This is a genomic window from Vibrio sp. RM-69-4, from assembly GCF_024743775.1.
Lineage (GTDB): Bacteria > Pseudomonadota > Gammaproteobacteria > Enterobacterales > Vibrionaceae > Vibrio > Vibrio anguillarum.
The window spans coordinates 86999-100233 of record NZ_JAMQXI010000007.1; the positions used below are offsets into that span (position 1 = coordinate 86999).

9 protein-coding genes are annotated in these 13235 nt (G+C 44.6%); 4 read left to right on the forward strand and 5 right to left on the reverse strand.

The window, feature by feature from the left end; genetic code table 11:
- Positions 1–185 precede the first annotated feature (185 nt).
- Positions 186–1199 (forward strand): porin OmpU, encoded by a 1014-nt coding sequence (gene ompU / locus NB504_RS00445; RefSeq protein ID WP_199871882.1) that lies wholly within the window; start codon positions 186–188, stop codon positions 1197–1199.
- Positions 1200–1298: 99 nt separating this feature from the next.
- Positions 1299–2741 (forward strand): serine-type D-Ala-D-Ala carboxypeptidase, encoded by a 1443-nt coding sequence (dacB, locus tag NB504_RS00450; protein WP_258428068.1) that lies wholly within the window; start codon positions 1299–1301, stop codon positions 2739–2741.
- Here the strand turns inward: dacB and NB504_RS00455 are convergent.
- Positions 2720–3565 (reverse strand): magnesium transporter, encoded by an 846-nt coding sequence (locus NB504_RS00455; protein WP_026027515.1) that lies wholly within the window; start codon positions 3563–3565, stop codon positions 2720–2722. The genes dacB and NB504_RS00455 overlap by 22 nt on opposite strands.
- A gap of 481 nt (positions 3566–4046) precedes the next feature.
- Positions 4047–5234 (reverse strand): tyrosine--tRNA ligase, encoded by a 1188-nt coding sequence (gene tyrS / locus NB504_RS00460; RefSeq protein WP_013857629.1) that lies wholly within the window; start codon positions 5232–5234, stop codon positions 4047–4049.
- Positions 5235–5363: 129 nt separating this feature from the next.
- Here tyrS and NB504_RS00465 point away from each other — a divergent pair, with 129 nt between their 5' ends.
- Positions 5364–6656 carry a peptidoglycan DD-metalloendopeptidase family protein gene (locus tag NB504_RS00465; RefSeq protein ID WP_017045385.1) on the forward strand — a complete coding sequence of 431 codons (1293 nt, stop codon included), beginning with the start codon at positions 5364–5366 and terminating at the stop codon, positions 6654–6656.
- 51 nt (positions 6657–6707) lie between these two features.
- On the opposite strand, the gene NB504_RS00470 is transcribed toward NB504_RS00465, so the two are convergent.
- The 3 genes from NB504_RS00470 to erpA form a co-directional block, all read right to left on the reverse strand.
- Positions 6708–9806: an efflux RND transporter permease subunit gene (locus NB504_RS00470; RefSeq protein ID WP_258428069.1), complete on the reverse strand. Its 3099-nt coding sequence runs from the start codon at positions 9804–9806 to the stop codon at positions 6708–6710.
- Positions 9807–9814: 8 nt separating this feature from the next.
- On the reverse strand, positions 9815–10921 hold the full coding sequence (locus NB504_RS00475; RefSeq protein ID WP_129532260.1) for an efflux RND transporter periplasmic adaptor subunit: 1107 nt from the start codon (positions 10919–10921) through the stop codon (positions 9815–9817).
- A 126-nt stretch (positions 10922–11047) separates the two neighbouring features.
- Positions 11048–11389 (reverse strand): iron-sulfur cluster insertion protein ErpA, encoded by a 342-nt coding sequence (gene erpA / locus NB504_RS00480; RefSeq protein WP_026027518.1) that lies wholly within the window; start codon positions 11387–11389, stop codon positions 11048–11050.
- A 322-nt stretch (positions 11390–11711) separates the two neighbouring features.
- Here erpA and hemL point away from each other — a divergent pair, with 322 nt between their 5' ends.
- Positions 11712–13007, forward strand: a complete 1296-nt coding sequence (gene hemL / locus NB504_RS00485) for a glutamate-1-semialdehyde 2,1-aminomutase (protein ID WP_258428070.1) — start codon at positions 11712–11714, stop codon at positions 13005–13007.
- The last annotated feature ends 228 nt before the right edge of the window (positions 13008–13235 follow it).

Consider the following 13235-nt stretch of genomic DNA (forward strand, 5'->3'; position numbering starts at 1 on the left):
TTTTACTAACTAATTTCGGAACTTAAGAGTAAAAAGTAGAACACGAAATGCTAGTAACGTTTGGTTGTACGTTAGTGAAGGTTTACAAAACCCAACCTATGCAACTCAATGTTCAAAAGCACTCGAAGGACGATATAGACGTCGCAAATAAAAATATTTATGGACAGTAAATTAGGACTAATAAGATGAACAAAACTCTGATTGCTTTAGCAGTATCAGCTGCTGCAGTAGTAACTGGTGTAAATGCTGGTGAGCTATACAACCAAGACGGTACATCTCTAGAAATGGGCGGCCGCGCAGAAGCACGTCTTTCTCTTAAAGATGGCAAAGCGGACGATGCATCACGCGTACGTCTAAACTTCCTAGGTAAAGTAGCGATCAACGACAGCCTATACGGTGTTGGTTTCTACGAAGGTGAGTTCACTACTAACGACCAAGGCGAAAACAAGTCAAATAATAACCTAGACAACCGTTACACTTATGCAGGTATCGGCGGTAACTTCGGTGAAGTGACTTACGGTAAAAACGACGGCGCGCTAGGTGTTATCACTGACTTTACTGATATCATGGCTTACCACGGCAACTCAGCAGCGTATAAAATCGCTGTAGCAGACCGCGTAGACAACATGGTGGCTTATAAAGGTCAATTTGCTGATCTAGGCGTTAAAGCAAGCTACCGTTTTGCTGATCGTTCTGCAGATAAAGATAGCAACGGTGTATGGAATGCTGAATACACAGACAACAATGCAGACGGCTACTCTCTATCGGCTATCTATGCAATCGGCGACACTGGCGTTGTGCTAGGTGCGGGTTACGCAGATCAAGATACAGCAGCGAATGCGTCTTCTGATCAATATATGCTAGCAGCGTCTTACGCTATCTCTGATTTCTACTTCGCTGGTACTTTTGTTGATGGTCAAGACAAAGCAGCAAGCAAAACAGATAAAACTGGTTATGAGCTAGCAGCAAAATACACTATGGGTCAAGCTGTATTCACTACCACTTACAACTACCTAGAATCTAAAACATCTGGCAATAAAGCAGATGAAGCTGATAACTTTGCAGTTGATGCAACTTACTTCTTCAAACCTAACTTCCGTTCGTACATCTCTTACAACTTCAACCTACTTGATTCAGACAAAGTAGGTAAAGCTAAATCTGAAGACGAACTTGCACTAGGTCTACGTTACGACTTCTAATTCTTGGCTTAATGTCATAGATTTAAAACGCCTGCTTGCTAGCAGGCGTTTTTTTATCTCGCTATACTGTATGCACACTCCGCCCTGAAATGCCGTGTTATGCTCTTATTAAACCGCAGTGCTTTTTTATTCATCCTCTCCTTCTTCTTTCCTTTATCGACTTTGGCGTATACGCCTTTGCAAACACTGCCACAAGGTACTCGGGTGGGTTTATTCGTTCACTCTTTAGCCACTGAACAGGTTTTTCAAGATACTAATAACATACAAGCGCTTTTCCCTCCTGCCAGCACTTTAAAAATACTCACCGCGCTTGCCGCCACGCTAGAGCTTGGCGAACAATTTCGCTTCACGACTCAGCTAACTCAACATGGCGATGACATTGTTATTCATTTCTCTGGCGACCCTACGTTAACCAGCCAAAATATGAAGCAGCTACTCAGCGAGCTAAAAAAACAGGGCATCTCACAAATAAAAGGCAACCTTTGGTTAGATAATTCAGCCTTTTCAGGTTACGACCGCGCGGTTGGATTACCTTGGGATATTCTGGGGGTATGCTATAGCGCCCCATCAAGTGCAATCACTCTGGATGGTAATTGTGTACAAGCCTCTATTTATACGCAACCGAACGGGAAAACTCGGGTTTATGTGCCTGAGCACTATCCCATTCACGTGACCAGCTACACAAGGAGTGTCACTAAGACTGAACAAGAGAGTGCTCGCTGTGATTTAGAACTGCGCACTTCAGAGCAGAACCATTACCAGCTCGACGGCTGTTTGGCCGAGCGAACACAACCTCTGCCACTAAAGTTTGCCGTGCAAGACCCAAACTTATACGCCACACGTATGATTTATAAGCAACTCAAACAAGTGGGCATTGAATTGCTAGGCGAGGTTAAGCTGGGTGTAAAGCAAGATGAACTGAGCATAGAAAAGGGTTCATTGATAGCAACACATCTATCTATGCCACTGTACCCGTTGTTAGAAATGATGCTTAAAGAGTCTGACAATTTGATTGCTGACAGTTTAACCAAAACACTTGGCCAGCATTTTTTTATTCAACCCGGCAGTTTTAGTAATGGCACCGAGGCGATCAAGCAGATCCTTTTTTCTCGAACAGGCATCAACTTGGCACAAGCTCAGTTGGCTGATGGTTCGGGTTTATCACGTAACAACCGCCTGTCAGTACAAAATATGGTGGATGTGCTGAATTACATTTGGATTAAGAATCAAACCCTTAAGCTTATTGACATCATGCCTAAAGCCGGTGAATCCGGTACCTTACAGTACCGACGTAGTATGCGTGGCCAAGCTATACAAGGGCAGCTGATTGCCAAAAGTGGTTCGCTTTATGGAACGCATAACATGGCGGGCTTCGGTTTAGATAAACAAGGAAAACCGAGTACATTATTTGTTCAATTCATCACTGATTATTATCCGCAAGATCAAGGCGATAACACTAGTGTTACCGCCCCAATTGCTCAATTTGAGACGCTCTTCTTTGAAGATGTCGTTAAGTTCAGTCAGCTCAGTCCTAATGAATAGTTCACCACGTTAAAGTAGATCCACATACCCGAAATATCGACGATAGAAGCCAGTACTGGGCTAACTAATACCGCAGGATCTAAGTTAAAAACGCGCGCAGCAATGGGTAATAAGCCGCCAATCGTCGTAGAAATGGTGACTTGGATAAAGAGCGCAACCGCAATTGCAAACGCAATGTTTTCTAGTGGAAAGCCTCCGGTTGAGTTGGCATCACTAAACAACATAATGCGAGCCACCATCACCGCAGAGATAGCCAACGCAAGGCAAACCGCAACACGGCACTCCTTCCACAATACACGCAACCATTGACGTTTGCGTAATTCACCAACCGCCAACGCGCGCACGACTAACGTCGCAGCTTGCGAGCCAGTATTGCCACCTGCAGCGGCAATAACCGGCATATACACAGCCAAGAGCACAAGCTGGCTCAATGTATCTTCGTACTGGGTAATAATCAGCCCGGATACGATACCAAGTAGTGCCAATACAATAATCCAGCCAATACGCTGCTTTACATGTTCAATCACGCTAGTGGTTAAATAGCTTTGCGCCGTTTCAACTTCTGAGTAAATAAACCCCAATTGGTTAGCGTAATGGCGAGCGCGAATGTCATAGCCCCCTTTATCTAATTCACTGAGTAGTTGCTGAACATAACCAATAGTACAGTGACGTAAAATCGCCACTGCCTCTTCGATAGGCATCACTGCCAATAAATGTACCTGTTTTTGCTGTTCGTACTGCAAAAATGCATTACGAGCCGCACCAATCTCTTCCAAAGAAAAGTTAGGTGAATTTTCAATATAAATGTTGCTCATTACCGTCATGGCGAATCTCCCGATTGGCAAAGGTAACGACCATCGAAATGATACCCAAATGCAATATATTCATGAGCAATGACGTCATTGTTCATCAATGTAATTCATAGATAGGTTTTCATCTCAAACTAGAGAGCAGGAGAAAAATCGAGAGGAGTAAATCAGAAAAGATAAGCCCTACCACTGAAGGTAGGAGCGAAGATCGCCAATACCGAAAGCGGTTATTTTTCTCCCTTCATACTAGGGGGATGGTCGGTATTGTTCATAAAAATCTCCGAAAGTACTGCTCAATTAGCAGTGCGCAAATTGTACCAAAGCCTTTGGCGAAATACACTCTGATCTTTGCATCCAATGCGTTCCAATTTCACACATACCCAACCACACCATTCAGATTGAAGATTTAATGACTAATTAATATGCCAAGATCAGGCCCAGCAAAAAAGCGCCCTTAGGCGCTTTGATGAATAGACGGTTCACTTTACTGTGATTTTTACTTTACAGTAACTCGTGCGAACTTACGCTTGCCGACTTGGTAAACATAAGTCCCCGCGGCTGGTACATTTTTGCTGTCGTCGATTTTTTCGCCATCTTGTTTGGCACCGCCTTGCTTGATCATTCGCATCGCATCAGACGTTGAAGCCACTAAACCCGCCTCTTTGAGCAGGTTAGTGATAGCAATACCCGCTGCAAATTCAAATTCTGGCATCTCTTCTGGCATCGCACCTTTTTGGAAGCGGTTGATGAACTCTTGCTCAGCCGCATCCGCCTCTTCTTTAGAGTGAAAACGTGCAATGATCTCTTTCGCCAGTAAGATTTTGAGATCGCGTGGGTTTGTGCCATTTTCAACATCAGCTTTGAACTGTGCGACTTCTTCCAATGGACGGAAAGAAAGCAGCTCGTAGTAGCTCCACATTAATGTGTCAGAGATCGACATGATTTTGCCAAACATTTCACTTGGCGATTCACTGACACCAATGTAGTTGTGCGCTGATTTGGACATTTTTTTCTCGCCATCCAAACCAACAAGCAGTGGCATCATCAAGACAACTTGTGGTTTTTGACCATGTGCTTTTTGCAGTTCACGGCCCATCAATAGGTTGAATTTTTGGTCAGTGCCGCCAAGCTCAACATCTGTCTCCATTGCGACTGAATCATAACCCTGTAGGAGTGGATACATGAATTCATGAATGGCAATAGGCTGACCATTAGCGTAGCGCTTTTTGAAATCATCTCGCTCTAGCATGCGTGCCACTGTTTGGTTCGATGCAAGACGGATCATGCCTTCCGCGCCCAGTAGAGACAACCATTCAGAGTTAAACTGAATTTTCGTTTTAGCCGGGTCAAGAATCTTAAACACTTGTGTCTTATAGGTTTCAGCATTACGCAAAACATCGTCACGAGTGAGCGGTGGACGCGTGGTATTTTTACCGCTTGGGTCACCAACCATACCCGTGAAATCACCAATCAAAAAGGTGACTTCATGGCCCAAATCTTGAAATGCACGTAATTTATTGAGGATCACCGTATGTCCAAGATGGATATCTGGAGCCGTTGGATCAGCACCTAATTTAATGCGCAGTGGACGGTTTTCTTTCAGTTTCGCGATCAATTCATCTTCTGGGATTAGCTCTTCAACGCCGCGTTTAATTTCAGCTAAAGCCGCTTCAATACTCGCCATTCTTGTTCACTCCTACAGATTTGGCAAAATTTAATAGTTGAACATCTTACTTGAATAGCGATGCTTTTTGAAACCAGTTAGACTAACGAACCGGCTAATTTCTTTATAATTTACTAAACGAACCTAAATATGCTTTCAATTTTCGCTCGTCTCCCTTGGGTGCATCGAATCCTCATCGCCTTTTTAAGCGCTCTCATGGTTTTCGCGCTGCTATTTCTGCCAAATCCTGAAGATCTCGCTCAGGATCCAAATCGTCTAGAAATTGGTCGCCATTATCCATTAACCATTAACGCAGAAGCACTCTCTCCGGGAATATCTATCTCGCCTTCCACCATGCTGCGTTGGGAAACTTATCAAGTTAAATCGGGTGAAAGTGCCGCCGTATTATTTCAGCGAATTGGGCTTTCGGCTCGCTTACTCTATCAACTCACGGCAACAAATCGTGATATTGACAGCCAGCTTTCACGACTTAAGCCAGGAGATGAGCTGCAATTTGGCTTTGATGAAAATAATGAACTTGTTCAACTCAATCGCATTATTAGCGCCTTTGAAACCTTTCGTATCACTAAATCGGGCGATGGCTTTACTTCTGAGTTTGATAAAAAAGAGCTGATGTTCCAGTACAACTATGCCGAGGCGATCATTACTTCAAATTTTTGGAATGCGGGGATAAGCGCGGGTTTAACAGCAAACCAAATCATGGAGTTAGCGGGTATATTTGGTTGGGATGTGGATTTTGCGTTAGATATTCGTGAAGGTGACCAATTTAAGCTGCTATTCCAAGAAAAGGTGGTGGAAGGTGAGGTAATTGGCCGCGGAAATATCATTGCCGCCGCCTTTACCAACCAAGGTACGACGTTCACAGCAATATTGGACGATGCAACAGGCAATTACTATGACGAAAATGGCCGGGCCATGAAAAAGGCCTTTTTACGCTCGCCGATCGATTTTCGTCGCGTGACATCGAATTTCAATCCTGTGCGTCGCCACCCCGTCACAGGAAAAGTCACCGCACACAGAGGAACCGATTATGCCGCGCCAGTTGGTACCCCAATTTGGGCCGCCGGCGATGGTGTGGTTGAGAAATCAAGTTACAACCAATTTAATGGTAATTATGTGTTTATTCGTCACAGCAACACCTACATTACCAAATACCTACACTTACAACGACGTATGGTCAAAACGGGTCAACGAGTCAAGCAAGGACAAACGATTGGTACTTTAGGAGGTACTGGAAGAGTCACCGGCCCTCATCTCCACTATGAATTTTTGGTCAACGGTGTACACAAAAACCCAAGAACGGTCTCTTTACCGCAATCTAAATCCTTAACGGGCCAAGCAAAAAGCACCTTTATCGCCAATGCTCAAATTAGGCTTGGGAAGCTAGAACGCTATAGCCAATTACTCTATGCCAATAAATAATAAGAAAAGGCCCACCAATAATGTGGGCCTCATTGTGTAAGATTGAGCAGATTACTCTTCGAGAATAGGTGGTGGTTCCTTACGCCCCAACATCAACAAGCAAGGCGTCAGCACTAACGTTAAGACAGTGGCAAAAGCAAGGCCTCCCGCAACGGCCGTGGCGAGTTGTGACCACCATTGCGTGCTGGGAGCACCAAACTCAATTTTCTGGTTAATCAAGTCGATGTTCATCTCCAGTACCATTGGCAATAACCCTAAAATAGTCGTCACTGTGGTCAATAAAACGGGCCTTAAACGCTGAACACCAGTGCGTAAAATGGCCTCTTGTTTTGACAAGCCTCTGCGTATCAGTTGGTTATAAGTATCTATCAATACGATATTGTTATTCACCACGATGCCGGCCAAGGCGATGACCCCAATACCTGACATAATAATGCCGAAAGGTTTTTGGAAAATCAGCAGGCCCGCAAATACTCCGACCGTTGAAAACAGTACTGCACTTAAAATGAGGAATGCTTGGTAAAAATTATTAAATTGCGTAACCAGAATTAACCCCATAACCACCAGCGCAATCAAAAAGGCATTTTTTAGAAATTCTGAGGAATGTTCCTGCTCTTCATTTTGCCCTCGTAATTTAAACTCCACCCCATTAGGTAAATTCAGTTCCGACAATGCTTGAGTAACTTTGGGCAATTCAAGGGCCAGATTATACCCTTCCTTTAGATCCGCCATAATATCGATAACCCGTCGACCATCAATCCGTTTGATCGTATCTTGTTTGTGATCCGGTTTTATCTGCGCAAAATTGGTTATCGGCACCAGACCTGCGGGTGTGTTGACCCGTAACTGATCAAATCGACCAATATCCCGCTTATCCTCTGGATAACGCACCAAAATATCGACCTCTTCGTTTGCATCATCAGGCAAGTAGTCACCAATTTTTAGTCCATTAGTCACAAATTGCACTGTGTTACCTACCAATGTCGCATCGGCTGAAAATCGAGAAGCATCATCACGTCGAATATCAATTCGCCAGTCAATTCCTTCTTTATTTGAGGTGTCACTGACATTAGTCAATGCGGGATTGTTATCAGCCCACTTTCTGACCATTTTAGCGGCCTCATTAAGATTTTCAGGAGTACGCGCCGACATTTCAATCACCAGATCATGCTCAACCGGTGGCCCTGCATCTGGAAATTTATACTCGATTTCCACCCCTGAAAACTGATCTGTGGTGCTTTTAAGCTCTTCAATAATCGCTTTGACGGTGCGGCGATATTGCCAATCAACAGGGGTAATTTGAATCTGGCCAATTTCATCCTCTCCCCCCGTTCGAGTATAGACGCTCTCAAATTCCTCATGGCCAAGCATCACCTGCTCAATTTCTCGCATTAAGGTGTCTTTTTCTTGGATGGAAAGATCGCCATAAGAACGAACTTTAACGGTGAAATAAGGCGGATCCACCTCTGGGAAGAATTCGGCACCGAGCCCTGCTTTGGCATAAGCAAAACCAATTACAATCGCGAGCACTATCGCACTGAACAGTATTTTAAGTGGGTGACGAATCGCAATGGCCAACGTGTGATAATAGAGCTTGGTGATGCCCGTCGCTTGGGCAAAATCACCTTCATGTAAAGCAATCATCCGTGCTTGACTGGCAGCCGAAGCATGTTGCGGTCGGCCAATTAAGCCTCCTAGCACAGGTACGAAAAGCAGTGCCATAATCAGTGAAGCAGCCAGTGTAGCGATAAGCGTGAGAGGCAAGTATTTCATGAACTCACCCGTGATATCTGGCCAAAAAAGCAGAGGAGCAAAAGCGGCTAAAGTGGTAGCAGTTGATGCGGTAATCGGCCATGCCATCCGTTTTGCGGCATCTCGATACGCTTCTTTACGCGGCACACCTTCTTGCATACGCCGATCAGCAAACTCAGTTACCACTATGGCTCCATCAACCAGCATGCCAACCGCCATAATTAATGCAAATAACACGACAATATTGACGGTTAGTCCAAACACCGACAAGACTAGTAATCCGGTCAAAAATGAGCCTGGTATTGAGATACCAACCAGCAGCGCCGTCCTCATTCCCAAAATAGCGATAATCACGATCACGACTAAAATAATGGCCGACAGAATATTGTTTTGTAGATCGTTGAGCATGATTTCAACGTCTTTCGACTCATCCCACGTATATTTCACCAACAAATTACTTGGCCAATCTTCCCGTTTTTGCGCCTCTCTCATTACCGTTTTTACCAGCTCAACGGTTTCGATGATATTTTCACCAGCACGCTTTTTAACGTCCAACACCACCGCCGATTTGCCATCTAAACGAGCAAAGCTTTCAGGGTCCCGAAATGCTCGTCTGACGGTCGCGATATCGCCAAAGGTGATTACTTGCTTACCATCAACCTTCACCGGAAGCTCTAACACATCTTTCAAGGATTCAAAAACTGAAGGAACCTTTACGGAAAAACGTCCGTAGCCCGTATCGACGAAACCCGCCGCAACGACTTTATTATTCAGTGCGATTAAGTTATAGATATCGCCTTGATCAAGTCCGTAACTTTCCATCAATAGGGGATCGACAATGATCTCAACAATATCTTCGCGATCGCCAGCGATATCAACTTCTAATACTTGTCGGTAGCTTTCTAATTTGTCTCTCAACTGCCTTGCAATTTGTACGATAGCTCGCTCTGGTAAAGTGCCATAAAGCACCACTGATAATACCGGTTGCTCTGATGCCAATGTTACTTCGTTCACGGTCGGCTCATCGCTGTCTGCGGGTAGCTTCGGCTCGGCCAAATTGACCGCATCTCTCACATCCGCCATCGCTTTATCAAGGTTAACGCCAACGTTAAATTCCAAAACTACAGAAGCATGCCCTTCGGAAGCATTCGACGTCATCTCTTTTACGCCTTCAATAGAGCGCATTTCTTGCTCTAGGGGCCGCACGATAAGGCGCTCAGCATCACTCGGTGATATGCCTTGATGACTTACGGAGACATAAATAATAGGAATAGTAATGTCAGGGCTCGATTCTTTAGGGATCGAAAAATAGGTCGCTACGCCAGCGATCAAGATAAAAATCAGCAGCGATAACATAGTGCGCGAGCGAGATAGCGCCGCATCAATAATAGAAAACATGGCGCCCCCTACTGCGCTGAGTGGTTAGGTTTCTTGACCGCAATCACTTGATCACCATCTCGAACAAAACCTTGCCCAACGGTGATAATATCCACCGTCTCTCCTAGCCCAGTTAGCCACACACCATCTTGCTCCGCTTTTACCAATTGAATGGGGATGAAGCGAACACGATCTTGCTGCAGAGTTTTAACACCTAAATTTCCTTGATCATCAAGCGCAAGCATGGCAGGCGTGATTTTCACCGCCAGTTGTGTTTCCAAACTCATCTCCACTTCAGCGCTCACACCCGCGGGGATCGTTTGATTGGGATTGTCTAATTCCACTTCGATAGCAAACGTGTTGGTGGTAGGCGATGAGACGCGAGAAATATAACGAACCTTGCCATCGATAATAGAACCATCGATAAAACGTACACGAGCAATTTGGTCTTGTTTGATTTTTTGGATGTGTCGTTCGCTGACATCCGCTTCTATCACTAATTTACTGAGATCAATAAAGGTGATCATCGGGTCACCCACTCCGACAAAATCGCCTTTTTCTATCAATATGTCTTCAACAATGCCATCGAAGGGAGCCACAACTGACGTATTACGTAAAGCCAATTGGGCACGACTTTGCACAGCGCTGGCTTCCGCTAAAGCGGCTTGCGCCGAAGCAAAGGCCACTTCGCCTTGCAAACCTCGATTTTTTAACGACTCAGCGGCACTGAATTCTTTTTGTTTGAGTTTGAACAAGGCTTGCGCACTCTCTAATTGAGCCGCTAGATCAGCTTGATCGATTAAGACGATCTGTTGTCCTTTATTGACAGGCTGTCCTTTTGCTATCGATATCTGAGTAATTTTCCCTGCGATTTCAGCACCAATTTTAGCTTGACGATTAGGTGCGGTCCGACCGTAAAGATCGATATGCTTATCGGTCAATTCAGCCTCAAAAGATTGATAAATAACTTTCGCAAAAGGAATGGTGTCATTGGCAGTTTGCCGGGGCTCTTCCGCTTTCAATGCCCCAAAACCTAACCAAAAACAGAGAAGTAAAATAAAAATCGTCGAGAGTAGCCAAGGTCGTTGCGAAAAAAAGCGGCCAATAGATGAACGGCTGATTTTGGTATCAGGCATAAATAATCCTTTATTATGTTCTTGCCTTCTTAAGGTTAAGGCAAAGCCCTACATAACATCCAAATACATAGGGCTATTAAGCTTAATTAGCTACAGTAGATTAATTGTGCATCGAACCTTTTTTAGTTAAACACTAAATGATGCACCACAACCGCATGTTGTTGTTGCATTAGGATTATTGACAAAAAAACGAGAGCCTTCTAGGCCTTCTGTGTAATCGACAATGCCACCTATCAAATATTGTAAGCTCATCGGGTCAACCACTAATGTCACGCCACTATTAACGATTGTGGTATCGCCATCGTTCACATTTTCATCAAAGGTAAACCCATATTGAAAACCGCTACAACCACCACCAGTAATATAAACGCGCAGTTTTAGCGCTGGATTCTCTTCTTCAGCAATCAACATTTTTACGCGTTGTGCTGCAGTATCAGAAAATGACAATGGTACATTTACTTCACTCACGATGGCCTCTCTCACTCGTGTTAATACCTGTCAGACTTATTATGCTTAACTTATGCCTGTAAAGGTGATTCTTTTTTAATAATGCAATGATTATCTAATACCTGACCTATTCGTTCAAGTATTCACCGTCACTTAAGCTAAAACTCCAACTATCGAGGCATTATGCACTGAAAAAACACTCACTGTCGCGTGAGTTGTACACTATACGGCGCTTATTTGGCTGTGAATGGGCTCAGAAAATGAGTGAAAAAAAGTGTCTTTGGTGAGTTTGGGTATACAATGCGACACCAACTGGTCCGAACAAGCAGAAGAGGATAAATCCATGACCAAATCAGCAGAGCTTTATCAAAAGGCACAACGTGCAATCCCCGGTGGAGTTAACTCTCCTGTACGTGCTTTTAACGGAGTTGGTGGCTCGCCGATTTTTATCGACCGCGCAGACGGCCCGTTGATTTTTGATGCTGATGGCAAAGCTTATATTGATTATGTCGGCTCTTGGGGGCCAATGATACTAGGCCACAACCATGCGGTCATTCGTGAAGCCGTGATAGGCGCAGCGCAGCGCGGTCTCAGTTTTGGTGCGCCGACCGAGATGGAAATCGATATGGCAGAATTAGTTTCTGAGCTGGTTCCATCAATGGAACAGTTGCGTATGGTCAGTTCCGGTACCGAAGCGACGATGAGCGCCATTCGTTTAGCTCGTGGATTCACTGGCCGCGATAAAATTTTAAAATTTGAAGGCTGCTATCACGGTCATGCAGACAGCTTGCTAGTGAAAGCAGGCTCTGGCGCCTTAACATTAGGCCAACCAAGCTCTCCTGGTGTGCCTGCTGATTTTGCTAAACATACACTGACCGCCACTTTTAATGATTTAGAATCTGTACGTGAATTGTTCGCGGCCAATAAAGACCAAATAGCCTGCATTATTGTCGAACCGGTCGCGGGCAACATGAACTGCATTCCACCAGTAGAAGGGTTCCATGAAGGCTTACGTGAGATTTGTGACCAAGAAGGCTCTCTGTTGATCTTTGATGAAGTAATGACAGGTTTTCGTGTTGCACTAGGTGGTGCACAGGCTTACTACAACATCAAACCAGACTTAACAACGCTAGGGAAAGTGATTGGCGGTGGTATGCCTGTTGGCGCTTTTGGTGGACGCCGTGATGTGATGCAATACATCGCTCCAACGGGCCCGGTGTACCAAGCTGGTACGCTATCAGGTAACCCTGTGGCTATGGCTGCGGGTTATGCCTGCTTGACGCTTCTAAAAGAAGAAGGCAATGAAAAACGTCTCGCGGCCAAAACAAAGCAATTGGCTGATGGATTCAAAGAACTCGCAGACAAACACGGTATTCCTTTGCTGGTCAGCCAAGTTGGTGGCATGTTCGGCTTCTTTTTTACCGATCAAGAACGCGTCACCTGTTATGAAGAAGTCGCAAAATGTGATGTTGAACGTTTCAAGCGCTTCTTCCATTTGATGCTCGATCATGGTGTCTATTTAGCGCCTTCAGCTTTTGAAGCAAGTTTTACCTCTTTGGCGCACGGCTCCAAAGAAATTGAAGCGACATTAGAAGCGGCCGATCGCTGCTTTGCGATGATGGCAGCTCAAGCGGAATAAGCACCATTAGGCAGACTCATCATAATTATAAAGGGCTGTAGATCAGCCCTTTATTCATTTCAGACTCAATAAGCAAGCTATCATTGCCAGTAATAAATCACTAAAACGACCAACGCCATCATGCTGATGGCAAACCACGGTAGCTTCAACTTTTTTTTATGCTGGTTTTGACACCCTTTTTCATTATCACAACATCCCATCTCATCAGTTCCTCATTGATAACACGCT

Excerpts from the sequence above, each read along its gene's own strand:
- ompU (WP_199871882.1), top strand. The coding sequence starts at position 186 with ATGAACAAAACTCTGATTGCTTTAGCAGTATCAGCTGCTGCAGTAGTA.
- dacB (WP_258428068.1), top strand. The coding sequence starts at position 1,299 with ATGCTCTTATTAAACCGCAGTGCTTTTTTATTCATCCTCTCCTTCTTC.
- NB504_RS00455 (WP_026027515.1), bottom strand. The coding sequence starts at position 3,565 with ATGACGGTAATGAGCAACATTTATATTGAAAATTCACCTAACTTTTCT.
- tyrS (WP_013857629.1), bottom strand. The coding sequence starts at position 5,234 with ATGGCGAGTATTGAAGCGGCTTTAGCTGAAATTAAACGCGGCGTTGAA.
- NB504_RS00465 (WP_017045385.1), top strand. The coding sequence starts at position 5,364 with ATGCTTTCAATTTTCGCTCGTCTCCCTTGGGTGCATCGAATCCTCATC.
- NB504_RS00470 (WP_258428069.1), bottom strand. The coding sequence starts at position 9,806 with ATGTTTTCTATTATTGATGCGGCGCTATCTCGCTCGCGCACTATGTTA.
- NB504_RS00475 (WP_129532260.1), bottom strand. The coding sequence starts at position 10,921 with ATGCCTGATACCAAAATCAGCCGTTCATCTATTGGCCGCTTTTTTTCG.
- hemL (WP_258428070.1), top strand. The coding sequence starts at position 11,712 with ATGACCAAATCAGCAGAGCTTTATCAAAAGGCACAACGTGCAATCCCC.